Genomic DNA, 24,876 nt, shown 5'->3' with positions numbered 1-24,876 from the left:
CTGTCATGGCTCAAATCACCCTGTCCGGCTTGCGTCACAGCTATCGTCCCGATCCCCGGGGGGCGGCAGACTACGCGCTGAAGCAAATCGACCTGACCTGGGAAGATGGCGGCGCCTATGCGCTGCTCGGCCCGTCCGGCTGCGGCAAATCCACCTTGCTCAACATCATTTCCGGGTTGCTGGTGCCCTCTGAGGGCAGCATTCTGTTTGACGGTGAGGAAGTGACGGCGCTGCCGCCCGCCTGGCGCAACATTGCACAGGTGTTCCAGTTCCCGGTCATTTACGACACGATGACGGTCTATGACAATCTCGCTTTTCCCTTGCGGAATCGGGGCCGGGACGAGGCAACGGTCAAGGAGCGGGTGACCGCCATTGCCGAGATGCTGGAAGTCACCGAGATGCTGACCACGCGTGCGTCGAACCTGTCGCCTGACAACAAGCAGAAGATCTCCATGGGCCGGGGCCTGGTGCGCCAGGACGTGAATGTTGTCATGTTCGATGAGCCGCTGACGGTGATTGATCCGCATCTGAAATGGAAACTGCGCTCCAAGCTGAAAGAGCTGCACCAGCGGGTCAAGGCCACCATGATCTATGTGACTCACGACCAGACCGAGGCGCTGACCTTTGCGGATCAGGTGGTGGTGATGCAGGACGGCGAGATCGTCCAGATCGGCACGCCGATTGATCTGTTTGAGCGGCCCGCCCATACGTTTGTCGGCCATTTCATCGGCTCGCCGGGCATGAATGTGCTGCCCTGTGAGGTCCGCGGGCACAGCGCATTTTTTGCCGGCAGCCAGGTCCTCCTGGAAGGACCGGTCCAGCCCGGCAGTACCGGCTTGCCGGAAATCGGCATCCGGCCGGAATTCGTCACCGTGTCGGCGGATGGTACAGGTCTGGAGGCAAGGGTGCGCAAGGTCGCCGATGTCGGCCGGCACAAGGTTGTTGAGGCCATGGCAGGGGACAACCGCATCCACGCGATCCTGGAAGGGGAGGCACCCAATCAGGGCGATGCAGTGCATCTGGCCTTCAAGCCATCCCAGACCCGGCTCTACAAAGACGGCTGGTTGGCCACAACGCCAGGGGAGGGCGTTCAGTGAAAACCCAAAATCAACGCGCCTGGCTGTTCGTCACACCAGTGCTTCTTCTGGTCGCCTTCAACGCGCTCATCCCGATGATGACCGTGGTGAATTACTCCGTTCAGGAAACCTTTGGCGACAACCTGTTTTTCTGGCAGGGACTCGACTGGTTCGAGCAGGTGCTGCGGTCCGAACGCTTTCACAATGCGCTGGGGCGCCAGTTCCTGTTCACCTTCCTGATCCTGATCATCGAGGTGCCGCTCGGCATCGCCATCGCGCTGGCCATGCCGCGCAAGGGGCCGTTCGTGCCCTTCTGCCTGGTGACCATGGCCCTGCCGATGCTGATCCCGTGGAACGTGGTCGGTGCCATGTGGAACATCTTCACCCTGCCGGATATCGGCCTGCTTGGCTATTTCATGAACCATACGCTGGGCATTTCCTATGACATGACCCAGGATCCGGTGGCTGCCTGGGTGACGATCATTGTCATGGATGTCTGGCACTGGACGTCGCTGGTGGTGCTTCTGGCCTATGCTGGGCTGGTGTCCATTCCCAATGCCTATTATCAGGCGGCGGAAATTGACGGAGCGTCCAACTGGGCCATCTTCCGCTTCATTCAGCTGCCGAAAATGAAAACGGTGCTGACCATCGCCATTCTGCTGCGCTTCATGGACAGCTTCAACATCTATACCGAGCCGTTCGTTCTGACCGGTGGCGGACCGGGCAATTCCACCACATTGCTGTCCATCGATCTGGTGAAAATTGCTCTCGGTCAGTTCGACCTCGGCCCGGCAGCTGCCATGTCACTCATCTATTTCGCCATCACGCTTCTGGCCTCCTGGCTGTTCTACACGCTGATGACGAAAAACGATAACAAGTCCTGAGGAGAACCGTCATGCGACTGAAAAGCCTGGTTCCCGCGCTCTATATTCTCTTCCTGATGCTGCCGATCTACTGGCTCGTCGCGATGAGTTTCAAGACCACCAACGAGATCCTGGCCGGGTTCTCCCTGTCTCCGCAGACCTGGACCCTGGCCAACTATATCGAGATCTTCACCGACCCGACCTGGTATTGGGGTTATATCAACTCCATCTTCTATGTGACCTTGAACACGGTGATCTCCGTTCTGGTGGCGCTGCCAGCAGCCTATGCCTTCTCCCGCTACACCTTTGTGGGCGACAAGCATCTTTTCTTTTGGCTTTTGACCAACCGGATGGCCCCGGCTGCCGTCTTTGCGCTGCCGTTCTTCCAGCTCTATTCGGCGGTGGGCCTGTTCGATACCCATATCGCCGTCGCTCTGGCTCATTGCCTCTTCAACGTTCCGCTGGCGGTGTGGATCCTGGAAGGTTTCATGTCGGGCGTGCCCAAGGAACTGGACGAGACCGCCTATGTGGACGGCTATTCCTTCCCGCGCTTCTTCATGACCATCTTCCTGCCCGCGATCAAGTCCGGCGTCGGAGTCGCGGCCTTCTTCTGCTTCATGTTCTCCTGGGTGGAACTTCTTCTTGCCAAGACGCTGACCGCTGTCGAAGCCAAACCCATTGCCGCCGTCATGACCCGGACCGCGTCCTCCGCGGGCTATGAACTCGGGCTACTGGCGGCCGCCGGGACCTTGACCATCATTCCCGGGGCCATCGTCATCTATTTTGTCCGTAATTATATTGCTAAGGGCTTTGCCCTGGGGAGGGTGTGATGCTGGGATGGATGGCCTGGACCTTGCCGACGGCACTTTTGTTTGCCGGAATCTTTTCTGCAATCGGTCTGCTTACGTTTCTGGAAATTTGCTATCCGGGCGGGGCCGCTCGCCGCGGGGTCCTGGGGTTGACCACAACACGGGGGGACCGGCTGTTCATCACGCTGCTTGGCACCGCCTATATCTTTCTGGCCTGGCTGGGGCTGGTGGGCAATCCGCTTTGGTGGCCCCTGGCGCTCAGCATCGGCTGGGGCACCTTCTGCTTCTGGAAAGTCTGACAGGATGCGCGGGGATGTCTTCCTGACTGTCAAGCCGCCGGTGTTTTCACAAGTGATGGCGATCCGTCAGGCGCTGCAGGAAACGGAAAGTCGCTGGTAATTTCAAAACGGTCATGCATGAATAGACTGAAGGGCGCGCACTGGTTTGATCCGTTTGAAAAAACCGGTGAGGGCTCTTGCCACATCCAAACTGCAAGCGGCACAGGGCTGTAATGAGAAAGCGTAAAAGCAACGAGTTTCTGACGGAAGTCGAACTGGAGTTCATGACCGAACTCTGGAAGCTTGGCGAAGGCTCCGTACGGGATATTCTTGCCGCGCTGCCCCAGGACAGACAGCTTGCCTACACGTCCTGCGCCACCATCATGCGGATTCTGGATGAAAAAGGCTTCGTGGACAGCCGCAAGGAAGGCAAAACATTCATCTATAGCCCCCGGCTGACCAAGGATACGTACCAGTCCCGGTCTTTGAGAAATCTGTCTGACAAATTGTTCGATGGCACGCCTGCATCCCTCGTGGCCCGGCTTGTCGATGAATACCAATTGTCAGAGGCCGATCTGGACGAAATGAGAGCGTTGCTGGACAGGAGGAGGACAGATGACGCTACTTGACCCGATTTTTGAAATCTATCTCGACCTGAATATTACCCTGGCCATCGCGGCCCTGGTATGGCTGACCGCAAAACTGGGTCTGGCGCGCTTCGGGAGACGGCTCGCCTTTACCTATCAGCTCGGTCTTTTGAACGGGCTGTTTGCCATTGTGGTTCTGTCACCGGCCGCCGTGGCGCTCTGTCAGTTCCTGCAGGCGGCGCAGATTGCGCCGGCTGCCCTGTCGGTCAATCTGGCCGACTATGCCGTTTCGCAATATTTGCGCGGTGGCATCGCTCTTCCTGCGGAAGACTTCCAGGCTATGCTCGGCGTGCGCAGCCGCCTGACAGACCAGATTGTGGGCTTTGCGCCGGGCGCCGGGCAGGCTATTGCCCTGTTTCTGGCGGTGGGCTTTGCGTTCTTTGCACTCCGGTTTTCCATCAGTTTCCGGCGTTTGTGCCGGGTTCTGTCCAGCTGTCATGCCTGGCACCGGGCCGGACGGCTGCATCTGCTGCTGTCCGACCGGGCGCTTGTGCCGTTTTCCGCGCGCGGACTTGTCCGCCACTATGTGGTGATCCCATCCGACCTGCTGGGCCGCCCGGAGGACTTGAAGCTGGTGCTGAAACACGAATTTCAGCATGTGCGTCAGGGGGATGTGACCTGGGAGATCGGGCTGGAACTGCTGCGCCCATTCTTTTTCTGGAATCCGTTCTTCTTCTTCTGGAAGTCGGAAGTTGAGCGCCTGCGGGAGCTGGCCTGTGACCAGAAGGTGACTGAAGACGTTCAGGTGGATCTGCGCGCCTATTGCCTGTGCCTGCTGCATGCGGCACAGGCGGGCCTGAGGCGGCGCCAGAACCAGCTTGTCCCGGAGCGAGCCGGCTCTATGGCCGCCGTGGCGCTTCTGGAAGTGCAGGACCGGCTGCTGCGGCGCTCGCCTGCGCACAAGTTGCGCCGGCGTCTGGAGGCGCTTCTGGAAACGGACCGGTTGCGGCCCCATTGGAGCCTGGTCGGCCTTGCCGTGCTGCCCATGACCGCCCTGGTGTTTGTGGCGGCCCTGTCGATCCAGAAACCGGCGGACTGGAGCCAGGACCGGATCATGCTGTCGACCATCGTCAATCTGGAACGGCTGCAGACGATCAATTCCTTCGGACAACGCCCGCTGCGGTAACAGCTGGCTGCGAAGACCCGTACAAGATGCGCTCCGCCTTGAGGCCGGGTGCGGGCAGCGTGCGTGTTGTGCCTGCCTATTTGACCTTGAGCTTGCCGCTGTCTTTTTTGTCCTGGCTGTCATTGGTCCAGGTGATGCGCAGGTCCAGGCGGGACTGGCCGTCTTCCATCGTGGCTGTCACACGCAGGTTCATGAGCCCGTTGGGTTCCAGGGTGATCTCGCCCGTGTCATCGCCGAATTGCAGCTCGCCCTTGGCGATGCCGCGCTTGACCGCATCCAGCATTTTCTGGATCGATTTTTTGTCCTGCATGGATTGATGCCGGAACCGGCCCTTGCGTTCCATCATCGTGTCAGCCCGTGCTGGTTCAGGATCTCTGCCGGGTTGAACAGCTTGGCATGGGGGTAGTCCCGGCTGATGCCGATGATGTTGCCGTCCGGATGAATGATCGTTGCTCCCGTTCCGATGCCGTCCAGACCTTCCGATCTCCTGGAGTGCCGGTCAAGAGTAACATCCGCTTCCAAATGCAAAAGCCCTTGTTTTGCTGTCAGTTCCTGGCCTGCATGGCGGTTCACATGGCCCTGAACCAGCATCTTGATCCCGGCCAGATGCAGCTCTTCCACGCCCCGGTCCGTCAGGGGATGATCGACGTCCCGGTATTTTGTGCGCACCAGATTGGCCATGGTGCCGGAATAGAACACAAACGGGTCCTCGCGGCTTTCCTTCCGAAAGCGCCGGTTCACATTGGCAATGCCCTTGGCGGAGATCTGCCCGGCCATGCTGTCGTCAATGCCGGCATGGACAAACAGCAGGGAGCCGCTCTGGTGCACGGCCTTCATGCTCTGGAAAAACCAGGCATAGCGGCCGCCGGGCTCGATGAAGAGGGTCCTGCAGGCAAGGGCGGCCGCATAGAGTTCGCGGATCGTGAGGCCAACCTCCCGGGCATGCTCTGCAAAGCCCGCTGTCTTTTTCTTCAGCCGCTTCATTTCCTTGCGGACGGCTGCCTCGTTTAGGTAGCGCTCTGCGGCCTTGGGAAACTCCTTTGTCCATTTTTTGCCGGGTACCATCAGGGCAAGACAGGCGTTCTCATCCGGCAGGGCACTCAGATCCGCGTCCCGGCCCACATGCCGGTCAAAGACCTCACGCAGGAGCGGCATGACCTTCTTGCCCATGCGCACGAACATATGAGCGTTGAGGGAGCTGCGTTTCACGGTAAGGGATTCCAGGCCGAGAAAAAGGCGCAGGTCATGGTTCCCGGCCAGAAGCACCGTGTCCGCTCCCTGTTTCATGAGTGCTGCGACACAGTCGAGCAGATCCAGGTTGCTGGGGCCCTTGTCCAGGCAATCGCCGCCAATGATGATCTGGCAGCGTCTGCCAAAGGCGGTCAGCGCGAAGGTGTCCAGTTCCGGCCCGGTACGCATGATCGCCCGTGCCGCCACAAGGGAGCGGAGCAGGCTTTCGGCATCCGCATGAAGGTCGGAAATGAAGATGACCGGTTTGTCCGGCCAGTCCCAGGGGCCAAGCGCGTTGACCCGGGCCAGGCTGGACAGCAGATCCGGCGCGGGCACTCCGTCTGAGGCCGTTCGCCCGGCCTCTGCCTTCAGTGGCCAGGGGACCAGGCTTTCGGGAATGCCGAGCCCGTCTGCCACACCGGGGGCAATGGGAGGGAGGAAAGGGGTCAGGGGCCTTTGGGTCATGGGTGTTTCCATCCGTCTTCGTCAGTCGAGGGCGGGGTCCAGCGGGCGGCGGTCTTTCCACGCGCCGGCATGGTGGTGCCAGATGGGGCCAGGGCTGCGTTTCAGCACCACGGGCCGGGCGTGGTGCATGCTCAGTCGGGCAATGTCGTCAAAGGCGAGCACTCCGAGATGGTGGGCCGCATGGCGCAGGGACGCACCATGGCCCACAAAGATCTGGGCCGTTGCGCCGCTTGCCGCGCCGTCCGGGAGGGCGGACAGGTTCTTGTCAAGAAGGGATGCCACTCGTTCGCCTGCCTCCATCAGGCTTTCCGCCCCCTGAACGGGCAGCCTGTAATGGCTGTCGGATTTCCAGTTGCCCGGCGGCGGCGGATAACGCGGGTCGTCGTCGAGGATCTGGACAATGTCCTGCAGGCTCAGATTGGCCATTGCGCCAACGCTGCGTTCCGCCAGGGTTTCGTCTTCGCTCACCTGAAACGCTGTTCCGGTGGCCTCCCCAAGGGTCCTTGCCACCAGGGTGGCGGTTTCCCAAGCCCTGAGCTGCCGGGAGCAGATAATCTCAGCGGAGAGTTGCCAGCCATGGGCCTTGGCAAGATCCGCCAGCTCCCGCCCGGCGCTTTCGGCCTGATGGCGGCCGGCCTCGGTCAGCCCATAAGGCTGCAGCGCGCTCGGGGTGTCCGGCTTTTGCCGGTACGCTCCATGGCGCAGCAGGATAGCGAAGCGGTCCGTCATGGGCCCCGTCATCGGTCAAGCCGCTCCCAGAAGGCTTGCGCCCGCATCGAAAAGGGCATCGAAATCGATCTGTCCGGTCACTTCCCAGACCTTGATGCCGTCAAGGGCTGAAAGATACGCGGCCTCATCCAGCGGTGAGCTGTCCGTCCAGAAAGTGCCGTCAGGGGTCTGGAAGAATGGGCCGGGGCTTTTCATGATCGCGGCGAGAAGGTCGGGGCGCCCGCTCAGGGAAACGGCGGTCAACTGTGTGGGGGCAAGACTGTCCCGGGACCAGTTCAGCACCCAGAAATCAGTGAGCTGCGCGTCATGGGAAATGCGGCCGGGACCATAAATGTCCTCAATGAAGAGGTCGTATTTCTCTTCCAGGTGCCAGAGGTCATCCGGCTCCATGTTGCGCAGTTCCTCTTCCCGTTCTTCATCCAGAAGACCGGCAAGGCGGGCATTGGTGACGATCGTGCCCGGATTGATGCGCGGCAGTTTGGGAATGCCAAGCGCGTCGGTCCCGTCGAGGCCCTTGCGCACCAGCAGGCGGTCATTGGTCACATATTGGGTTCCAGCCAGTTCCATCAGGCGCAGCATGGTGGTGGATTTGCCACCGCCCGACAGGCCGGAAATCGCGAGGCCCTTGTCCGGCGTCCGTACGGCGGCAGCGTGGCAGGCCACCCAGCCATCCCGCTGAAACCGGTTCAGGATCTGGGTGTTGACGAAATTGATGACCTGGTTCGGATAGTCTTCCGACGGGCCGAAGGCGATGGTCCAGTCAGGGGACTGCAGGAACTGCATTCCTGTGCGGACTTTGAGAACCAGGCGTCCATGAGCGAGATCGCAGATCGCGTCCTTGCGTCCTGTCTTGCCCGGCTCTCGGGCCCAGTCCCGATAGTCGACCGTAAAGGGGAGTTCGGCCGGCCCCAGCGCATAGACGGTCATGTCGGGCCGTGCCGGTTCGGTGATCACATGTTGGAAATAGCGCAGCAATTCGGCCAGAAGCTTGTCCGACGTGCAGCGGATTTCCAGAATGTAGCCGCCGACGGCCAGACAGACCGGATCGGAGGCTCTGGTGGCCCTGACCGGTGCCAGAGCATCGGCAATGTCCTGAACGTCTATTCCGCTCATGTGCTGACCCCCGCAATCACATGGTCCGCGTAAAGGCTGGCTGCATCGATGGAGGCCCCCTCCAGGGCGCCCTTGAACCCGCCAAACGCGGACACTTCAAAGACAATCGGCCCGTCATCAGTCAGGCCGACATCAACCGTGGTGAAATCCAGCTGAAACGGGGCTTGCGCCCGGGTGGCCAGATCGATCAGATCCTGATCCGGCGCGAATGGCTCATATTTGCCCCCATGCAGGATGGTGGTGTTCCAGCTGTCGGTCTGGGCCACCCGGGCATAGGTGCCAAGATACTTGCCGCCCAGAAACACCATGCCCAGATCCCGGCCGGACAGGTTGACCTTCTTCTGCAGATACATCACCGGATTGTCCGCCTTGAACGCGGCAATCTTCTCCTTTAAGAGAGCGTCGCCCATTTCCGCATCCATCAGCGTCATGCCCCGGGCCTTGGTCGAGAACAGGGGTTTGAAGACGGCGCCGCCAAACCGTTTGACGGCGGCAAGCGCTTCCCCTTCATGCTCCGTGACACAGGTGGCCGGCATGGGAATGCCCGCATTGGCAAGGGTCACGGTGCAGCTGAGCCGGTTGACGAGGCCGAGAATGGACGCAGTTCTGGAAAACACCCGGACGCCCGCCCCTTCAGCCACCCGCAGCAGTTCCAGCCGGTCCAGCGTTGCCGGGCTGTATTCCTGGCTGATTTTCTTCACCACCAGCCCATCCAGCGCGAACAGGTCCTGGCCGCCTGCCATAAGGGTGCGCCGGTCTAGGTGCAGGGCCGCGTCGGCCATGTCGACCACGCAGCGGAAGCCGGTGCGGCTTTCCAACGCGTCGGCAAGAACTTCGGTGGACCATTTGCCGGGAATGCCAATGACGCCGATTTTCAGGTCAGTCAACGAAGATCTCCTTCATGTGCAGACGGAAAGCGGCCTCGTGTCCGGGCGGGCAGGCGACGGCCCGTTCGATCAGGTAACGGGCCCGCAGCCACATTCGCCGGGCGTGCAGTTTGTCGAAAATGAAACGGGTGGAGGTGGCAAAGGAGCGGGCAAGTCCGAGGGCCAGCCGGTATTCGAATGTGGCATCCTCCTGTTTGCGCGCAAAGGCCTTGGCGGATTTGTAAAAAGCCTGGGACACCAGCATGATGCGGTGCCGGGTCTCCCGGTCCAGCACCTGCAGCCGGTAGTTGGAGACCATGAACACCGAAACATCCTGCACATAATCCATATAGCGGGAGCGGTGAAGGTCGATGAAATGAACCCGGTTTTCGCCTGGGTCATAGATGATGTTGTCGACGTTGAAATCGCCGTGAATATAGACCGAGAAAGGTGCTGACACTGCTGCTTCGCGCTCGGACGCCCGTCCGATCAGGGCATCGAGGGACGGCAGCTTTTCGCCGGAAAACCGGATGGCCGTGTCCTTGAACTCCGGATGCACCCGGCGCACTTCGCCAAGCCGTTTGGCCAGTTGCTGCATGCTGCCAAGCTCGGCCGGCTTTTTGGTCTTGGTCTGTTTCCAGACATCCTTCAGCGTGCCGGAAAGACACGTGAGGGCCTTGCCGCACAGTTCTTCGGATTCGTTCAGTACGATATGTTCAAATGTCAGGCCGGGAAGATGCTCAATGAGCAGCGCAGCCGATTGGTTGCGCTTTTCATATGAGAGGATTTTCGGCGCCAGCCCGGGATAGATCGCATGCCAGCTTTCCACGCCCTCGCGTTCTTCCTTGACCTTGCTTTTCTCCCCGTCTTTGAAGACGGCGGCGACCGCTTGGGTCTTCTTGTCCTTGATTGCGGAGATCGAGCTGCCCGACCGGGTTTCGGCGATTGTCTCCACCTTGAGATCACCGCCTGCGCCGTCCAGCTCCGACATCAGGCTTTGCAGGGCGAAATAGCGCTCCAGATTGACGGGTTGGCCGATATTGGCGGAAATCAGCGCTTCGCTGATCGATTTCAGGCAATCGCCCATGCGCTGGAATTCGCTAGCCACAAGCAGGCTGTTGGCGATGTCGGAGGGTTGAAGCGCCGCGTTGCGCATTTCCTTGGTGTAGGCCTTGAACAGCTTGCGGTAGTCGGCCTCGATCTTTTTCTGCAACTCGCCGATTTCGATGGCTTCTTCGCTGTCATTGCCGAAGAACGCCGTCTCGATCTTGCCAACACCTTTGCGCACGGAGCGGACCAGGGCGGGATAGCGCTCAGGCAACAGGGTCCCAAATGTGTCGATGCGTTCCACATGGCGCAGGGACTGGCGGGCCTGATTGGCCAGCCGCTGCAGATCCGTTGCGATAAATTCCAGGCTGCGCAACGTCAGGTGCTTGCGGTTGTTCTTCCTTGTGGAGGCCAGCTGACGCAGGCAGGCGCCGTGAATACGCGTCTTCAGATTATGCGCATAGCCTGCCCTGTCCATGATTCGCCGGGCACGGACCGTTGTCGGCTCCTGGAAGAAAGCCTCCAGCTGCAGCATCTGTCCGTCGATTTCAGCGCACAGAAAGTGGAGGTTTTCCCGGATGGATTTTGGCAAACTAGTCATTGCATGATCCGAGATAGACTTCGAGGACCCGCCTACAGCCAAGTGAAAACAGTTTTGTGACATAGGCGGGACGCAGCTGTTGAGCGTTTTCCGTGCCGATCCATACGGTGCCGGTCTGATGGGGGTCGGGTTGAGGCCCCAGTGTGGGGGCATAGCTGTCGGGCACCGAACAGGCAAAGACCAGATCCAGCTGATGCTGCCAGTCCTCGCTCTGAGGTTTTTCGCGATAGATTTCAGCAACATGAAGCAGTGGGCCAACAGAGACCTCCGCACCGATCTCTTCCCTGCACTCCCGTTTGAGTGTGTCTTCCAGGCTCTCGCCGGGCTCCTGTTTGCCGCCGGGCAGCGTATAGTAGCGGCCTTTGGCAGGATGCTGTTTTTCCTGAACCAATAAACTTTGCCCACTCAGGATAAACGCTCTTGGTGTGGAGCGGATGACCGGTCTGAACACCCGGTGATTCGACTGTTCCGTGCTGTGTGACATGCCGCGCTGTCCCCCAAGATACATTGGCGTGAAAGGACGCTTTCAGGAAAGCCGGACGTTCAGCTCCAAACAGGCCCGTCCCTGTCCCTGTCAAGGGCGCATGTTAAATGAGTCGCTTCGTGAGGCTAGAGCTTCGTGCGATCAGTCTGCACCATTTGACCGGATCTGCTTTGTCTGCTGAGGAGGCGGATCGCGCGCCTTGGTGTTTCCCACCACAAGTGCGATCCAACGATGTCAGCGGGCAAAGCAGACCGGCTCCTCGGGTGCTGGAAAGCAGCCCATCGGCAGCGTTGCGTCGCTTGCCCTATACGCCGCATCGCGCTGCGCGAAGCGCCTTGCCGAAGGATCTGCTTTCCAGCATCAAATGATGCAAACTTAGTGCACGAGGCTCTAACCTATAGATGACGTCATGTTTCTCCGGATTTGCCTGTCGTGGCCTGACATCACAGAAGTCAACGCAACAGAGAAAGCAGTTTGAAACCGGCTGAACGTGATGCGATTTAAGTCCTTGATTTCATGTGTGATCATATCACGAAACGCCTGGAAAGCCACCAGGTCCGGAGGCTTGATCGAGTTTAACCCTTAAATATCCAGTTCCACAGTCCGGCTGTCACTGGATGGATCGACCTTGTTGCGCAGGGCCTCCAGTGAGCGCATGCGGGCCTGCGCCCGGTCCGGATTGGCGCGTGTGACCCCGGCAATCAGGAGTTCGGCGATGGCCATCAGCGCAAGCGAAGAATCCCAGGGGGAGGGCACGGCAACCCGGGCAGGCAGGACAAAACTGGCGATCCGGCCGACCGGGGACATCCAGCTGTCCGTGATCAGGGCCACGGTAGCGCCCTGTTTGGCGGCGCCTTCGGCAAACTGGATGATCTCGGTCTGGTAGCGGCGGATATCGAAAATGAGCACCACATCCTTCGGCCCCATGCCCAGAAGCTGGTCGATCCAGTTGCCCTGTTGCCCGGCCACATGGTTGACGCCGGAGCGCACGATGCGCAGGTGGGCGGCCATATAGCGTGCCAAGCCGTCGGTGAAGCGGCCGCCGATCAGATGGACCGTCTTCTTTTCGTCAGCCAGAAGCTTCGCCAGTCCGTCCAGTTCGCCCTTGGGCAGATGCTCGAATGTTTCGCGCAGATTATCCAGAAGCTGGCTCACATGGGGATCGCCGCTGGTTTCCTCCGCCATGGCCGCGCTGCGGGCCAGCGGCGAGTTCAGCTGGCTTTCCAGCTCGCTGCGCAGCTTCTTCTGGAACTCGGCAAAGCCGGGAATGCCCAGGCGGCTGATGAAGCGCAGGATCGTCGGTGAGCTGACACCGGCTGCTTCGGCAAATTGGGCAACTGTCCCAAGGCCCTGCATGGGGTAATTCGCCATCAGTGCATGGGCCGCCTTTTTTTCCGTAGCGGTGAACTCGTCCAGACGGTCGCGGATGTCTTCCAGAAGCGGGCGTTCCATGGCTGGCCTATCGGTGTTTCTGGCAATGCCTTTTTATTTGACAGCGGTCTCAATCTGCGTATCAAATATTACAGATATCGGCTGCTACAAAAAATCTGTAACAAACATTACAGGCAGCCAAGCTGAAATAGCAAGGGGATCGGGGAATGGGCGCAAGCCTTCAAACAGGTGGCAGGATGGACACCGTTGCGGTTGAGAACGCCGCAGGACGCGGCGGTTTCGTGTTTGTCTGCGACCATGCCTCGAACTTCTTTCCGGCCCCATATGATCACAGCCTGGGTGTGTCGCAGGCGGACAAGGCGGCACATATCTCGTGGGATCCCGGCGCGCTTGGTGTGGCGCGCGGGCTGGCGGAAACGCTGGACGCCCCACTTGTCTATACCAAGGTGTCGCGCCTTGTGATTGACTGCAACCGGGAAGAGGACCGGCCCGACCTGATCCCAAGCATGAGCGAGCTGACGGAGATTTCGGGCAACCGGGAACTTACGGACTGTGAACGCACGGCCCGTCTCGACTTGGTGCACCGGCCGTTTCATGCAGCCATTGATGCGGTGCTGGAAGAGCGTTTGAGCCGTGGGCTGCCGACGGCGCTTGTCTCGGTCCATTCCTTCACACCGGTCTATAAGGGCCGCAGCCGGCCCTGGGAGATCGGTCTGATCTATGACCGGGACCGCCGGCTGGCCGAGCCGGTTCTCAAAGCGCTGCAGGAAACGGACGGCCTGACGGTTGGCGACAATGAGCCCTATTCCCCCTCCGACGGTGTCTACTATACGATCCGCCGCCACGGAGAGAACCGGGACCTGCCCTGTCTGATGATTGAAATCCGCAATGACGAGCTGACGACGGTGGCAGAGGAAGCCCGCTGGGCCGGGCTGCTGGCGCCGCTTCTGGAAGCTGCGGTCAAAGGAGAGCGCAATGCTTAAGGCCGCGCGTATCTATGTCCGGGCCATCGACAGCTTCAACCGCCGGCTTGGCAAGGCCGTCATGTGGAGCCTCTTTGTCATGGCAGGCATTCTGCTGTGGTCATCCATCTCCAAGACGTTCTTCAGTCCGTCCATGTGGACCCTGGAAACGGCCCAATTTGCTATGGTTGCCTACTACGTTCTGGGTGGGCCCTATTCCATCCAGCTTGGCTCCAATGTGCGCATGGATTTGTTTTATGCGGAGTGGAGCGTGAAGAAGAAGGCCTGGTTCGACGCCTTCACGGTGTTGCTGCTGATCTTCTATCTGGGGGTCCTGCTTTATGGGGCGCTCAATTCCTTTGCCTATTCGCTGGGCCATTTCCAGCAGGAGCCTTTCACTTTCTACAAGGATCTGATTGTCGCGTTCGTGACCGGCGGTCCGGAGGCTGCTCGGGAAAAGATGGGCTTCATTGAGCGCAGCCCCACCAGCTGGCGGCCCTATCTGTGGCCGGTCAAACTGATCATGATCATTGGATTTTTCCTGATGCTGCTGCAGGTCTTTGCCGAGTTCCTGAAAGATATCGCCCGGATCAAGGGAGAGACGATCTGATGTCCTATGAGATGATCGCTCTTCTCATGTTCTCGTCGATGATGCTGATGCTGCTGACGGGGCAGCGGGTCTTCGGCGCCATTGGCGCGATCGCCGCGATCGCCTCCCTGGCGCTGTGGGGCACCGGCGGCGGCGATATTCCGTTTTCGGCGGCCATGAAGTTGATGAAATGGTATCCGCTTCTGACCCTGCCGATGTTTATCTTCATGGGTTACATCCTGTCGGAAACCAAGATCGCCGATGATCTTTACAAGATGTTCCATGTCTGGATGGGGCCCATCAATGGCGGGCTGGCCATCGGCACGATCCTGCTCATGGTGCTGATCTCGGCCATGAATGGTCTGTCGGTTGCCGGAATGGCCATCGGCGCCACCATTGCCCTGCCGGAGCTTTTGAAACGCAAATACGACAAGCGCATGGTCACAGGGGTGATCCAGGCCGGTTCCTCACTTGGCATTCTGGTGCCGCCCTCTGTGGTGCTGGTGCTCTATGCCATGATCGCCCGGGCGCCGGTTGGCCAGCTCTGGCTTGCCGGAGCGGTTCCCGGACTGATGATGGCAACCCTGTTCATTGTCTATATTGCCATCCGCTGCCGGTTGCAGCCGTCGCTCGGCCCGGCCCTGCCGGAAGACGAGCGGGACGTGCCGAAGGCGGAGAAGTACCGCTTGCTGCTGGCCGGTCTTTTGCCGGTGATCATCTTTGCGACCATGATGGTGCCCTTCGTGATGGGCAAGACCAGCCTTGTGGAGGCCTCGGCCGTTGGCGCGCTGACAGCCTTGATCGCCTCTATTTTGCGCCGCCGCCTGACCCTGGACATTCTGATCCTGTGCCTGAAGAACACGCTCGGCATTTCCTGCATGTTCATGTGGATCATTCTCGCAGCCCTTGGCTTTGGTGCCGTCTTTGACGGTCTTGGCGCAGTGAAGGCGATTGAAAGCCTTTTCACCGAGCAGCTCGGCCTGTCGCCCTGGATGATCCTGATCCTGATGCAGCTGTCCTTCCTGGTGATGGGCACCTTTCTGGACGACACAGCCATGCTGGTGATTGTCGCTCCGCTTTATGTTCCGCTGGTCGGATCGCTGGATCTGGGCATGCCGCGCGGCGATATCCTGATCTGGTACGGCGTTCTGTATACGATCACCACCCAGATCGCCTATATGACACCGCCCTTCGGCTACAACCTGTTCCTGATGCGCGCCATGGCGCCCAAGGACATTTCCATGCGCGACATTTACGGCTCGATCCTGCCGTTTGTCATGGTGATGATCCTGGCACTGGCAATCGTGATGGTTTTCCCGGAAATCGCCCTCTGGCTGCCCAATCTGGTTTATGCCAAATAGCAGCCGCAGATGGGGTGGGAGCCGGGACAATAATGAAAAGTCTGGAGGAAACAGACACAGTCACAGACACGCGGCAGGACACAGAACCGGACAACGGGCCTGCCGCATGGACCGTACACTGACATAGGGGAACTATGATGACCAATAGACGTGATTTTCTGAAAAAAGCCGGTTTGGGCACGGCCGCTGCCGCTGGTGCCACCACGCTGGCCGCACCGGCCGTTCTGGCCCAGGAGCCGATCAAGTGGCGCCTGCAGACCTATGCCGGCGGCGCCCTTGGCGAGCATGTGACGAAGCCCATGGTGGACTACGTCAACAATGCCTCCAATGGTGAGCTGCAGATCGAGCTCTACTATGCCGATCAGATCGTGCCGACGGGCGAATTGTTCCAGGCTTTGCAGCGCGGCACCATCGATGCGGTGCATTCAGACGATGATTCCATGGCTTCGCCGACCCCGCTGCGCCAGTTCGGTGGCTATTTCCCGTTTGCCACCAAGCATATTCTGGATGTTCCGGTTCTCTTCAACCAGTATGGCCTCGCCGATATCTGGCGCTCCGAATATGAGAAAGTCGGCGTTGCCTGGATTTCCTCTGCCGGGCAGGACCCGTGCAACTTCAACACCAAGAAGGAAATCAAGTCTGTTGCCGACCTGGAAGGCCTGAAGCTCTACACCTTCCCGACTGCCGGCCGGTTCCTGTCCAAATTCGGCGTTGTGCCGGTTTCCATTCCTTACGAGGATGCGGAAGTGGCTGTACAGACCGGCGAATTGGACGGCATGGCCTGGTCCGGTATTACCGAAGATTACACAGTCGGCTGGGCGGACGTGACCGACTACTTCCTGACCAACAACATCTCCGGGGCCTGGATCGGCTCCTGGTTCGTCAACCAGAAACGCTGGGCGGATCTTCCCGACCACCTGAAGCAGCTTGTTCTGGCGGCGACCGAGGCCAGCCACACCTACCGGAACCAGTGGTACTGGGGCGGGGAAGCACGTCTTCGGGCCCGGGGCGACAAGCTGCAGCTGCGCACGGTTCCGGCCGCTGAATGGGCGGAAGTGGAAAACGCTGCCAAGGACTTCTGGAAAGAGATTGCGTCCGAAGGCGAATTGCAGGCCAAGATCATCTCGATCTTCGAAGACTATAATGAGGTTATCAACCAGGCCGGACCTCCTTACAACTTCGGCTAAGACCTGACTGATGGGCTTCGGGGAGAGATCTCTTCCCGGAGCCCTTTTTGCCGATTGCCCCTCACAAGAATTAGACCTGCGGAAGACACACCATGTCTGGGAACCTGACCTTTGATGCCCTCAAAACCCTCGTCGCCTCCGGCGAGATCGATACTGTGCTTGCCTGTATCGTCGACATGCAAGGGCGGCTGATGGGCAAGCGGTTCCACGCCCAGCACTTTGTCGACACCGCCTATGATGAAACCCATTGCTGCAACTATCTGCTGGCCACCGACCTGGAAATGTATACGGTCGAGGGCTATGCGGCGACCAGCTGGTCGGGCGGTTATGGCGACTATGTGATGAAGCCGGACCTCATGAGCCTGCGCAAAGTGCCGTGGCTGGAGGGCACCGCTCTGGTGCTGTGCGATGTTCTGGACCATCACACCCACAAGGAAGTGCCCCATTCGCCGCGGGCGATGCTGAAGGCCCAGGTGGCCCGGCTGGCGGCAATGGGCCTGACGCCGATCATGGCGACCGAACTGGAATTTTTCCTGTTTGAAAAGAGTTTCGACGCGATCCGCAAGGAAGGCTTCCGCGATCTGGAGCCGATCTCCGCCTATAACGAGGATTACCACATCCTGCAGACCACCAAGGAAGAGGATATTCTGCGCCCGGTGCGCAATGGTCTCTTCGGGGCCGGCATTCCGGTGGAAAACACCAAGGGCGAAGCGGAAACCGGCCAGGAAGAACTGAACATCAAATATGCGCCCGCGATGGACACGGCCGAATACCACACCATCGCCAAACATGCGGTCAAGGAGATTGCCTGGGCCAGGGGGCGGGCGGTGTCCTTCCTGGCCAAGTGGCGCAGCGACAAGGTCGGCTCGTCTGCCCATGTCCATCATTCCCTGTTTGATCAGGACGGCAACAACGTCTTTTGCGACTCAAACGCTGAATACGGCATGTCGGACACCATGCGGCACTATCTGGCTGGCATGATCAAATACGCACCCGACTACACCTATTTCCTGGCGCCCTATATCAACAGCTACAAGCGGTTCCAGAAGGGGTCCTTCGCCCCGACCAAGACCGTCTGGTCGGTCGACAATCGCACGGCCGGGTTCCGCCTGTGCGGGGAGGGCACAAAGGCGCTGCGGGTCGAGTGCCGGATCGGCGGCTCCGATCTGAATCCCTATCTGGCTCTGGCCGTCCTGATTGCTGCGGGCATCAAGGGACTGGAAGACAAGCTGCCGCTTGACCCGCCTGCCACCGGCGATGTGTATGAAAGCCGCAAGGCAAAGGAAATTCCGCATACGCTGCGCGACGCCCACGAGACCATGCGCACGTCCAGACTGCTGCGCGAGGCGTTTTCCGACACGGTGATCGACCACTATGCCCGCGCGGCGGAATGGGAGATCGAGGAATTCGACCGGGCGGTGACCGACTATGAAATCGCCCGGGGATTTGAACGGGCCTAGGACCTTTGCTGTTCAGGGACCCGGTATTGAGGACCCTGACAGCCTGAAACGGATCAATCCTGCAGAGGCGCCAAGTGAAGGGTGCCCCTCTGGTGGTCCACACACCAATTCCGGTTGCTTCAACCGCTTCCTCATCCTGCGGACGGCCATTGGTCCCGTCTCGAGGGATGGGTCACGTGAACGGATTATGCGGCCCATCCTGCGAGACAGCGCTCGTGCGCTTCCTCGGGATGAGGGGTGAGTTGAGGAACCATAGTTTAACAGAACCCTCGCCAAGAGGAATTGTGAGGCAAGCCCATGTCTGACGTCATCAAACTTATCTCCCCTATTGACGGCTCGGTTCATGCCGAACGGCCCGCGCTCGATGAGGTGGCGGCTGGCAAGGCCGTGTCGGCGGCGCGGCAGGCCCAGGCGGGCTGGGCGGCAACGCCCATTGCCGAGCGGGTCGCCTATTGCCTGAAAGCGCTGGAGGCGCTGAAGGCCATGAATGACGAAGTTGTGCCGGAACTTGCCTGGCAGATGGGCCGTCCGGTCCGCTATGGCGGTGAGTTGGGGGGCACTGTGGAGCGCACCGAATATTGCGCCGCCATTGCCGAAGAGGCGCTGGCCGATATCGAGCGCACCGACAAACCGGGCTTCAAGCGTTATCTGCGCCGGGTGCCGCTTGGCATCGTCATGGTGATCGCGCCCTGGAACTATCCTTTCATGACCGCGGTCAACACGATCATGCCGGCGCTGATGGCCGGCAACGTGATCCTGCTCAAACATGCGGCCCAGACGCTGCTGGTGGGCGAGCGCCTGGCCAGAGCTTTTGAAAGCGCCGGGCTGCCCTCCGGTGTGTTCCAGAACATCGTTCTGACCCATGGGGGCACCGAAAAGCTGCTCGGGTCCGGCCTGATCGATCATGTCAATTTCACCGGCTCCGTGGGTGGCGGCCGGGCCATTGAAAAGGCGCTGGCCGGAACCTTCGCAACGCTCGGGCTGGAGCTGGGCGGCAAGGACCCGGCCTATGTGCGCGCCGATGCGGATCTGGACTATGCAATCGGCAATCTGGTGGATGGCGCCTTCTTCAATTCCGGCCAGTGCTGTTGCGGCATTGAACGGGTCTATGTGCATGAAAGCCTGTTCGACCGGTTTGTCGACGGTTTTGTTGATCTGACCAAGCAGTACACGCTCGGCAATCCGCTGGATGAGACAACGACCCTCGGCCCGATGGCCCAGGCGCGCTTTGCCACCTGGATCCGTGAGCAGACAGACGAAGCCCTGCGCAAGGGGGCCAAGGCCCATATCGATATGGCCACCTTTGCCGAAAACAAGGAGGGCACCCCCTATCTGGCGCCGCAGGTGCTCACCGAAGTCAATCACCAGATGTCGGTGATGCGCGAAGAGAGCTTTGGTCCTGTGGTCGGCATCATGAAGGTTCGCGATGACGAGGAAGCCCTGCAATTCATGAATGACAGCCCCTATGGTCTGACTGCCTCCATCTGGTCGGAAGATGTGGAAGCGGCTGCCCGGATCGGCGACCGGATCGAGACCGGCACGGTGTTCATGAACCGGTGCGATTATCTGGACCCGGCGCTGGTCTGGACCGGCGTGAAGGACACGGGCAAGGGGGCGGCGCTGTCGGAAATCGGCTTCCACAACCTGACCCGCCCGAAATCCTTCCACTTCCGCCTGGAGCATTGAGATCAGCCGGGTAAGGTCGCAAGGGGCGTGGGTCTTTGAAAGGATCCGGTGCCCTGTGGCGCCAAGAGGGCGTCCCGGACCGAACTGGACTGACAGACGATACCCCCCTGCAGGCGCTTGAGCTTAAGACGGCGCGTGCAGCGGAGCCAAACAGAACGGCATGCGGCTGACCTGATGTCCGTTTGCTTGCCTTTTGAAGATGACATGATCTGATAAAACACGAGACACCCATGAGCGCACTTCCATCCGTCAATTGGTCCTACCCGACTGCCGTCCGTTTCGGTGCCGGGCGTATCAAGGAGCTGCCCGATGCCGTGAAGGCGTCTGGCATGAAAAACCCGCTGCTGGTGACCGATCCCGGTCTGGCCGGTCTGCCGATGGTCGCCAATGCCATTGCCAGCCTTCAGGCTGCGGGCCTGTCGGCGGCGGTTTTTTGCGATGTCAAACCCAACCCGGTCGACAGCAACATCACCGCAGGTGTTGCTGCCTATCAGGCTGGCGGCCATGACGGTGTCATCGCCTTTGGCGGCGGCTCCGGCCTTGATGCGGGCAAGCTGATTGCCTTCATGTCCGGCCAGACCCGGCCGATCTGGGATTTTGAGGATATTGGTGACTGGTGGACCCGGGCCGATCCGGCCGGAATTGCCCCGATTGTGGCCGTTCCGACGACCGCTGGAACCGGCTCTGAAGTCGGCCGGGCCGGTGTGGTCACCAATGAGGCGACGCATACCAAGAAAGTGATCTTCCATCCCAAGATGCTGCCGGAAACCGTGATCTGCGATCCGGAACTGACCGTCGGCATGCCCCGGTTCATCACCATCGGCACGGGCATGGACGCGCTCGCCCATTGCCTGGAAGCCTATTCGGCGCCGATGTACCATCCCATGTCGGAAGGGATCGCGCTGGAGGGCATCCGGCTGGTTCTGGAGAACCTGCCCAAAGTGGCCGCTGATGGTGCAGATCTGGAAGCCCGGGGCCACCTTATGAGTGCGGCCGCCATGGGCGCGGTCGCCTTCCAGAAAGGGCTCGGGGCTATTCATTCCCTGTCCCACCCGGTGGGCGCGCTGTATGATACCCACCATGGGATGACCAACGCGGTCTTCATGCCCTATGTGCTGCAATTCAACAAACCGGCGATTGAACAGAAATTCGAACGCCTGGCCGGGTTCCTGGGGATTTCCGGCGGTTATCAGGGTGTGCTCGACACGGTCTTGAAGCTGCGGCAGGACCTGGACGTGCCGCACACGCTGTCCGGCCTGAACGTGGATGATGCCAAGCGGGACCTCATCGCCGAAATGGCCATTGTCGATCCGACGGCCGGAGGCAATCCGGTTGAATTGACCAGGGACGGGGCTCTGGAAATCTTTGACAAGGCCCAGAGCGGCACGCTCTGACCGCCAGAGACAGGCCAGCGATCTTGTTCAGTCGCCTTCCCGTTTTTGCGCGGGCGGCAAGGCTCACGCCGTTGAGGCGGCGTGAGCGCAATATTGCAATAACATTCGAACGCTGTAACACTCGCGCCCTCAGGGAACTAAATCTGGATTGATTGAAATTTGACCCTAGGGAGGGGTGGCAGGATGACGGTTGCGCGGGTTCTTTTTTCTATCCTGTGTTTCATGTGCGTCTTGGCAATGCCGCAGGTTTCGGCCGCTCAGGACACGGTCTTTTCGCCCGGGTGGACGCTGCAGCCGGATGCCTCCACCTTGCGGTTCCAGTCGGTCAAGAACCTCACAATTGTCGAATCAAGTGGCTTTGTTCAGTTCAACGGCCAGATTGACGCTTCGGGAGAAGCGGAAGTCCGCATCTTTCTCGACAGCGTCGATACCAAGATCGACTTGCGCAATGTGCGCATGCGGTTCCTCTTTTTCGAAACCTTTGAATTTCCCGAGGCGGTGATCACAACCCGCCTGGACCCGGCGGTTTTTGCGGATCTGCCCACGCGGCGCAGAAAAGTCATGCCGTTGACCTTTGACCTGCAATTGCACGGGGTCACCAGGAGCCTTGAAACCGAAGTGGCGGTCACGATGATAGATGAGGCCATGGTGGCGGTGTCTTCCACGGCGCCGGTCTCCGTGGCAGCTGCCGATTTCAATCTGGATGGCGGGGTGAAGAAGCTGGAAGAGGCCGCCAGTGTCGCAATCGTGCCTTCTGCCACGGTCACATTCGACTTTCTGTTCTCCAAAAATGTGGACGGGCAGCAGGTGGCCAAGGCAGAACCGGTGCAAGAGACCGGTGCGGCGGCAACAGCCCTGGAGCCGGAAGGCAACCTGGATGAGGCCGCCTGCAAGGGCCGGTTCGAAATCCTGTCACGAACGGACAATATCTATTTTGCCAGCGGCAGCACGGCGCTGGATCCGCGCAGCGCACCGCTGCTTGACAGCCTTGTGGACATCATCATGCGCTGTCCGGGCCTGAAGATTGAAGTCGGTGGCCATACGGACAGCGACGGCAGCACCGATGCCAATCAGCGCCTGTCGGAGCGCCGCGCGGCGGCCGTTGTAAACTATCTTAACGCAAAGAGCGTACCTAACACGAGAATGACAAGTGTCGGTTATGGCGAAAGCCGTCCCGTCGCTTCCAATGACACACCTGACGGCAAACGCCGCAACCGCCGTATCGAGTTTATCGTTGTCAACTAAGGCTCTTTTTTGCTGGTTCTTGATGCTGATCCTGCCTGTCGCGGCCGGGCAGCGGGACGCGCACGCGCAGTCCACCGGTGACGAAGACGGTGCCCGTCTGGCGCTGGTCGTCGGCAATGGCGCCTATACCCATGTCACGCCGCTGGACAATCCGGTCAATGACGCGCAGTTGATGGCAGCCTCCCTGGAAGCGGTCGGGTTTGAGGTCATGCTGGTGACCAATACGACACGGGGGGAGCTGATCCGGGCCATTTCCGACTTCGGACGCAAGTTGCGCGAAGCCGATGATGAGGCGACCGGCCTGTTCTATTATGCCGGGCATGGGGTCCAGTCTTTCGGGGCGAACTTTCTTCTGCCCGTTGACATTGAACTTCAGGACGCGGCTGATCTGAGTTTGGTCGGCGTGCCTGCTCAGGCGCTCCTCCGGCAGATGTTTTCTGCCAGCAACCAGACCAATATCGTCATTCTGGATGCCTGCCGGGACAATCCCTTTGCCACGCTGCCGGATCTCAATGACAATGGCCTTGCGGAAATGAAGGCGCCCCGGGGCACGTTTCTGGCCTATTCCACGGCGCCGGGCGAAGTGGCCGTGGACGGGGCCGACAACAACAGCCCCTTTACTGGTGCATTGGCGCGCCGCCTGCCGGAGCCGGGCGTGCCGATTGAGACACTGTTCAAGCAAGTGCGCCGGGATGTGCTGCAGGCCACAAACGGCCTTCAGACCCCCTGGGACACCTCGTCCCTGACGGTGGATTTTGAATTCGTGTCTGCCGTATTGCCGTCGCCCCAGGAAATTCAGGCCCGCCAGCTTTGGGAAACGGTGAAGCTCAGCAAGGATCCGATCCAGGTCATGCTGTATCTGCGAGCCAATCCGGACAGCGTCTACGCCGGCGAAGCGCGCAGGCTGCTGCGGGACCTTGTCTCTGCGGAAGTGCAGGAAACTGCAAAGGCTGCGCCACAGGAGCCCGCCCCGGCGCCAGAGCCGGCGGACCCGGAAAAAGCCGAGCGGGATCTGATTGAAGCCGCGCGTCAGGCGGGCACGGTTGCCGCCTATCAGAACTATCTTGAGGCTTACCCGGATGGCCATTTTGCCGAATTGGCGCGGCTGGAGCTTCAAACCCTGGAGCAGAAAGAGCGGCGCACGGACCCGGCAGCCTCGTACGAAGGCACGCCGAAGGAGCTGGCTGAGCCAGAGGCCCCGTCTGCAACCGGTCTGCCGGATGTGGTGGCCTTCAACCAGCCGCTTGGGGCAGGTGGGCCGGATCTGGCGACACGCAGCATTGCGGACCTGATCACTGCCAGCCCCGCCTTTCCGCCCATTGAAGGCTTGCCGGAGGCGGCCTGGAAAGACAAGACCTGTGCGTCCTGCCACAACTGGGAACAGGCCAACCTGTGTACCCAGGCGCAGACCTATGTGTCCGACAAGACCCGGGCGCTGTCGAAAGATCATCCCTTTGGCGGCGTCTTCAAGGAGCTTTTGAAGGTCTGGGCCGAAGGCGGCTGCCAGTAGGGCTTTCTTTGGCCATTAGAGCCGCGTGCGGCAAGTCTGCACGATTCGACCGGATCCGCTTTGTCTGCTGAGGAGGCGGATTGCGCGCCGTGGTGGGGGCGGCGCGCTGTTTCGGCTGGGACTGGTCCGGTCTATCCCATCAGGAGGGGCCGGTGGAGCGCGCTCGCACGATGAGTGTCATAAGGGCGACCAGAACGATGCCATAAAGAACATGGCCGATCAGGGCGGCCCAGACGATGCCGGTGAAGTTCAGGAAGAACGGCAGACCGGCAAGTGATGTGATGCCGCCAATTGCAAACACCCAAAGGCCAAACCCGTAAAGGGCGGCGGGCAGCAGCCAGTGTACCGGGCCGGATGAGCTGCCAAGGGCGCGTTGCCAGAGGGGGGCGAAGATAAACAGCCAGCCAACCGGGTAGCCGATCAGTCCGACCACATAAAAATGAACGAAATAGCCGGCAAAGGCATTGCTGGGCAAACCCAGGCTGCCCAGCAGGCTTTGTGCCAGCCCATGGGGAGAAAGCGTGGCAAAGCCGAGCACCGGGCTGAGGATCTGGCCCCAGAAATCAAATGCCAGGGTGGCAAAGAACCCTGAGATGAACATCATCCCGAGCGTGTTGAAGGTTCGTGCGGGCAGGGCGGTGGCCCGCCGGTTTTCCGTTGCAAGATCTGTCATGCGTCTAGCCCTTCCAGAGAACACGAATGGTGTCCTCCTGATGTAGGACGGTATTTCATCACGTGCATTCAACTTCACGGCTT

At 60.1% G+C, this 24,876-nt stretch carries 24 protein-coding genes; 15 read left to right on the top strand and 9 right to left on the bottom strand.

The window, feature by feature from the left end; translation table 11 throughout:
- Nucleotides 1-5 precede the first annotated feature (5 nt).
- The 6 genes from ACXAIC_RS13175 to ACXAIC_RS13150 all read left to right on the top strand — a co-directional run bounded on the left by ACXAIC_RS13175 (nucleotide 6) and on the right by ACXAIC_RS13150 (nucleotide 4,799).
- Nucleotides 6-1,097: an ABC transporter ATP-binding protein gene (locus ACXAIC_RS13175; RefSeq protein ID WP_475179498.1), complete on the top strand. Its 1,092-nt coding sequence runs from the start codon at nucleotides 6-8 to the stop codon at nucleotides 1,095-1,097.
- Complete coding sequence (locus ACXAIC_RS13170) at nucleotides 1,094-1,960, top strand: carbohydrate ABC transporter permease (protein ID WP_475179490.1); 867 nt, start codon at nucleotides 1,094-1,096, stop codon at nucleotides 1,958-1,960. The genes ACXAIC_RS13175 and ACXAIC_RS13170 overlap by 4 nt, the downstream gene beginning before the upstream one ends.
- An 11-nt stretch (nucleotides 1,961-1,971) precedes the next feature.
- Complete coding sequence (locus tag ACXAIC_RS13165) at nucleotides 1,972-2,769, top strand: carbohydrate ABC transporter permease (RefSeq protein ID WP_475179484.1); 798 nt, start codon at nucleotides 1,972-1,974, stop codon at nucleotides 2,767-2,769.
- Nucleotides 2,769-3,047, top strand: a complete 279-nt coding sequence (locus ACXAIC_RS13160) for a DUF2160 domain-containing protein (RefSeq protein ID WP_475179478.1) — start codon at nucleotides 2,769-2,771, stop codon at nucleotides 3,045-3,047. The genes ACXAIC_RS13165 and ACXAIC_RS13160 overlap by 1 nt, the downstream gene beginning before the upstream one ends.
- Before the next feature lie 212 nt (nucleotides 3,048-3,259).
- Nucleotides 3,260-3,655 carry a BlaI/MecI/CopY family transcriptional regulator gene (locus ACXAIC_RS13155; RefSeq protein WP_475179472.1) on the top strand — a complete coding sequence of 132 codons (396 nt, stop codon included), beginning with the start codon at nucleotides 3,260-3,262 and terminating at the stop codon, nucleotides 3,653-3,655.
- Complete coding sequence (locus ACXAIC_RS13150; RefSeq protein ID WP_475179466.1) at nucleotides 3,642-4,799, top strand: M56 family metallopeptidase; 1,158 nt, start codon at nucleotides 3,642-3,644, stop codon at nucleotides 4,797-4,799. The genes ACXAIC_RS13155 and ACXAIC_RS13150 overlap by 14 nt, the downstream gene beginning before the upstream one ends.
- Before the next feature lie 76 nt (nucleotides 4,800-4,875).
- On the opposite strand, the gene ACXAIC_RS13145 is transcribed toward ACXAIC_RS13150, so the two are convergent.
- The 8 genes from ACXAIC_RS13145 to ACXAIC_RS13110 form a co-directional block, all read right to left on the bottom strand.
- The gene (locus tag ACXAIC_RS13145; protein WP_475179458.1) at nucleotides 4,876-5,145 is read right to left on the bottom strand and encodes an amphi-Trp domain-containing protein; all 270 of its coding nucleotides are present in this window, start codon (nucleotides 5,143-5,145) and stop codon (nucleotides 4,876-4,878) included.
- Complete coding sequence (locus ACXAIC_RS13140) at nucleotides 5,142-6,494, bottom strand: metallophosphoesterase family protein (protein WP_475179452.1); 1,353 nt, start codon at nucleotides 6,492-6,494, stop codon at nucleotides 5,142-5,144. Before ACXAIC_RS13140 ends, ACXAIC_RS13145 begins: the two co-directional genes overlap by 4 nt.
- A gap of 21 nt (nucleotides 6,495-6,515) precedes the next feature.
- Nucleotides 6,516-7,223 carry a histidine phosphatase family protein gene (locus ACXAIC_RS13135; RefSeq protein WP_475179448.1) on the bottom strand — a complete coding sequence of 236 codons (708 nt, stop codon included), beginning with the start codon at nucleotides 7,221-7,223 and terminating at the stop codon, nucleotides 6,516-6,518.
- Between the two features lie 15 nt (nucleotides 7,224-7,238).
- Nucleotides 7,239-8,336 (bottom strand): HprK-related kinase B, encoded by a 1,098-nt coding sequence (locus ACXAIC_RS13130; RefSeq protein ID WP_475179444.1) that lies wholly within the window; start codon nucleotides 8,334-8,336, stop codon nucleotides 7,239-7,241.
- A complete protein-coding gene (locus ACXAIC_RS13125) occupies nucleotides 8,333-9,223 on the bottom strand; it encodes a GAK system ATP-grasp enzyme (RefSeq protein ID WP_475179440.1) in 891 nt (296 codons plus the stop codon). The genes ACXAIC_RS13130 and ACXAIC_RS13125 overlap by 4 nt, the downstream gene beginning before the upstream one ends.
- Nucleotides 9,216-10,850, bottom strand: coding sequence for a PhoU domain-containing protein (locus ACXAIC_RS13120; RefSeq protein WP_475179434.1), 1,635 nt, complete (start codon nucleotides 10,848-10,850; stop codon nucleotides 9,216-9,218). The genes ACXAIC_RS13125 and ACXAIC_RS13120 overlap by 8 nt, the downstream gene beginning before the upstream one ends.
- The gene (locus tag ACXAIC_RS13115; RefSeq protein ID WP_475179431.1) at nucleotides 10,843-11,334 is read right to left on the bottom strand and encodes an NUDIX domain-containing protein; all 492 of its coding nucleotides are present in this window, start codon (nucleotides 11,332-11,334) and stop codon (nucleotides 10,843-10,845) included. The genes ACXAIC_RS13120 and ACXAIC_RS13115 overlap by 8 nt, the downstream gene beginning before the upstream one ends.
- Before the next feature lie 582 nt (nucleotides 11,335-11,916).
- Nucleotides 11,917-12,786 (bottom strand): MurR/RpiR family transcriptional regulator, encoded by an 870-nt coding sequence (locus tag ACXAIC_RS13110; RefSeq protein ID WP_475179426.1) that lies wholly within the window; start codon nucleotides 12,784-12,786, stop codon nucleotides 11,917-11,919.
- 146 nt (nucleotides 12,787-12,932) lie between these two features.
- On the opposite strand from ACXAIC_RS13110, the gene ACXAIC_RS13105 reads away from it, so the two are divergent.
- The 9 genes from ACXAIC_RS13105 to ACXAIC_RS13065 all read left to right on the top strand — a co-directional run bounded on the left by ACXAIC_RS13105 (nucleotide 12,933) and on the right by ACXAIC_RS13065 (nucleotide 24,120).
- On the top strand, nucleotides 12,933-13,709 hold the full coding sequence (locus ACXAIC_RS13105; protein ID WP_475179421.1) for an N-formylglutamate amidohydrolase: 777 nt from the start codon (nucleotides 12,933-12,935) through the stop codon (nucleotides 13,707-13,709).
- Nucleotides 13,702-14,298 carry a TRAP transporter small permease subunit gene (locus ACXAIC_RS13100; protein WP_475179416.1) on the top strand — a complete coding sequence of 199 codons (597 nt, stop codon included), beginning with the start codon at nucleotides 13,702-13,704 and terminating at the stop codon, nucleotides 14,296-14,298. The genes ACXAIC_RS13105 and ACXAIC_RS13100 overlap by 8 nt, the downstream gene beginning before the upstream one ends.
- Nucleotides 14,298-15,638: a TRAP transporter large permease gene (locus ACXAIC_RS13095; RefSeq protein ID WP_475179413.1), complete on the top strand. Its 1,341-nt coding sequence runs from the start codon at nucleotides 14,298-14,300 to the stop codon at nucleotides 15,636-15,638. The genes ACXAIC_RS13100 and ACXAIC_RS13095 overlap by 1 nt, the downstream gene beginning before the upstream one ends.
- A 137-nt stretch (nucleotides 15,639-15,775) precedes the next feature.
- A complete protein-coding gene (locus tag ACXAIC_RS13090; protein WP_475179410.1) occupies nucleotides 15,776-16,825 on the top strand; it encodes a TRAP transporter substrate-binding protein in 1,050 nt (349 codons plus the stop codon).
- Nucleotides 16,826-16,917: 92 nt separating this feature from the next.
- Nucleotides 16,918-18,285: a glutamine synthetase family protein gene (locus ACXAIC_RS13085; RefSeq protein WP_475179406.1), complete on the top strand. Its 1,368-nt coding sequence runs from the start codon at nucleotides 16,918-16,920 to the stop codon at nucleotides 18,283-18,285.
- Nucleotides 18,286-18,582: 297 nt separating this feature from the next.
- A complete protein-coding gene (locus ACXAIC_RS13080; protein ID WP_475179403.1) occupies nucleotides 18,583-19,971 on the top strand; it encodes an aldehyde dehydrogenase family protein in 1,389 nt (462 codons plus the stop codon).
- Nucleotides 19,972-20,201: 230 nt separating this feature from the next.
- Entirely contained in the window at nucleotides 20,202-21,365 is a 1,164-nt protein-coding gene (locus ACXAIC_RS13075) for an iron-containing alcohol dehydrogenase (RefSeq protein WP_475179398.1), read from the top strand.
- 237 nt (nucleotides 21,366-21,602) lie between these two features.
- Entirely contained in the window at nucleotides 21,603-22,610 is a 1,008-nt protein-coding gene (locus ACXAIC_RS13070; protein ID WP_475179391.1) for an OmpA family protein, read from the top strand.
- A 22-nt stretch (nucleotides 22,611-22,632) separates the two neighbouring features.
- Nucleotides 22,633-24,120 carry a caspase family protein gene (locus ACXAIC_RS13065; protein ID WP_475179385.1) on the top strand — a complete coding sequence of 496 codons (1,488 nt, stop codon included), beginning with the start codon at nucleotides 22,633-22,635 and terminating at the stop codon, nucleotides 24,118-24,120.
- A gap of 139 nt (nucleotides 24,121-24,259) precedes the next feature.
- On the opposite strand, the gene ACXAIC_RS13060 is transcribed toward ACXAIC_RS13065, so the two are convergent.
- On the bottom strand, nucleotides 24,260-24,793 hold the full coding sequence (locus ACXAIC_RS13060; RefSeq protein ID WP_475179381.1) for a hypothetical protein: 534 nt from the start codon (nucleotides 24,791-24,793) through the stop codon (nucleotides 24,260-24,262).
- Nucleotides 24,794-24,876: the final 83 nt, after the last annotated feature.

The organism is Roseibium sp. AWQ4_254 (assembly GCF_056161025.1).
The sequence above is the reverse complement of the archived record's forward strand: the minus strand, read 5'-3'. Positions and strand labels throughout refer to the sequence as shown.

Bases quoted from the DNA above. Each gene is read 5' to 3' on its own strand.
- ACXAIC_RS13175 (WP_475179498.1), top strand. From the start codon at position 6: ATGGCTCAAATCACCCTGTCCGGCTTGCGTCACAGCTATCGTCCCGAT.
- ACXAIC_RS13165 (WP_475179484.1), top strand. From the start codon at position 1,972: ATGCGACTGAAAAGCCTGGTTCCCGCGCTCTATATTCTCTTCCTGATG.
- ACXAIC_RS13160 (WP_475179478.1), top strand. From the start codon at position 2,769: ATGCTGGGATGGATGGCCTGGACCTTGCCGACGGCACTTTTGTTTGCC.
- ACXAIC_RS13155 (WP_475179472.1), top strand. From the start codon at position 3,260: ATGAGAAAGCGTAAAAGCAACGAGTTTCTGACGGAAGTCGAACTGGAG.
- ACXAIC_RS13150 (WP_475179466.1), top strand. From the start codon at position 3,642: ATGACGCTACTTGACCCGATTTTTGAAATCTATCTCGACCTGAATATT.
- ACXAIC_RS13145 (WP_475179458.1), bottom strand. From the start codon at position 5,145: ATGATGGAACGCAAGGGCCGGTTCCGGCATCAATCCATGCAGGACAAA.
- ACXAIC_RS13140 (WP_475179452.1), bottom strand. From the start codon at position 6,494: ATGACCCAAAGGCCCCTGACCCCTTTCCTCCCTCCCATTGCCCCCGGT.
- ACXAIC_RS13135 (WP_475179448.1), bottom strand. From the start codon at position 7,223: ATGACGGACCGCTTCGCTATCCTGCTGCGCCATGGAGCGTACCGGCAA.
- ACXAIC_RS13130 (WP_475179444.1), bottom strand. From the start codon at position 8,336: ATGAGCGGAATAGACGTTCAGGACATTGCCGATGCTCTGGCACCGGTC.
- ACXAIC_RS13120 (WP_475179434.1), bottom strand. From the start codon at position 10,850: ATGACTAGTTTGCCAAAATCCATCCGGGAAAACCTCCACTTTCTGTGC.
- ACXAIC_RS13115 (WP_475179431.1), bottom strand. From the start codon at position 11,334: ATGTCACACAGCACGGAACAGTCGAATCACCGGGTGTTCAGACCGGTC.
- ACXAIC_RS13110 (WP_475179426.1), bottom strand. From the start codon at position 12,786: ATGGAACGCCCGCTTCTGGAAGACATCCGCGACCGTCTGGACGAGTTC.
- ACXAIC_RS13105 (WP_475179421.1), top strand. From the start codon at position 12,933: ATGGGCGCAAGCCTTCAAACAGGTGGCAGGATGGACACCGTTGCGGTT.
- ACXAIC_RS13100 (WP_475179416.1), top strand. From the start codon at position 13,702: ATGCTTAAGGCCGCGCGTATCTATGTCCGGGCCATCGACAGCTTCAAC.
- ACXAIC_RS13095 (WP_475179413.1), top strand. From the start codon at position 14,298: ATGTCCTATGAGATGATCGCTCTTCTCATGTTCTCGTCGATGATGCTG.
- ACXAIC_RS13090 (WP_475179410.1), top strand. From the start codon at position 15,776: ATGACCAATAGACGTGATTTTCTGAAAAAAGCCGGTTTGGGCACGGCC.
- ACXAIC_RS13085 (WP_475179406.1), top strand. From the start codon at position 16,918: ATGTCTGGGAACCTGACCTTTGATGCCCTCAAAACCCTCGTCGCCTCC.
- ACXAIC_RS13080 (WP_475179403.1), top strand. From the start codon at position 18,583: ATGTCTGACGTCATCAAACTTATCTCCCCTATTGACGGCTCGGTTCAT.
- ACXAIC_RS13075 (WP_475179398.1), top strand. From the start codon at position 20,202: ATGAGCGCACTTCCATCCGTCAATTGGTCCTACCCGACTGCCGTCCGT.
- ACXAIC_RS13070 (WP_475179391.1), top strand. From the start codon at position 21,603: ATGCCGCAGGTTTCGGCCGCTCAGGACACGGTCTTTTCGCCCGGGTGG.
- ACXAIC_RS13065 (WP_475179385.1), top strand. From the start codon at position 22,633: ATGCTGATCCTGCCTGTCGCGGCCGGGCAGCGGGACGCGCACGCGCAG.
- ACXAIC_RS13060 (WP_475179381.1), bottom strand. From the start codon at position 24,793: ATGACAGATCTTGCAACGGAAAACCGGCGGGCCACCGCCCTGCCCGCA.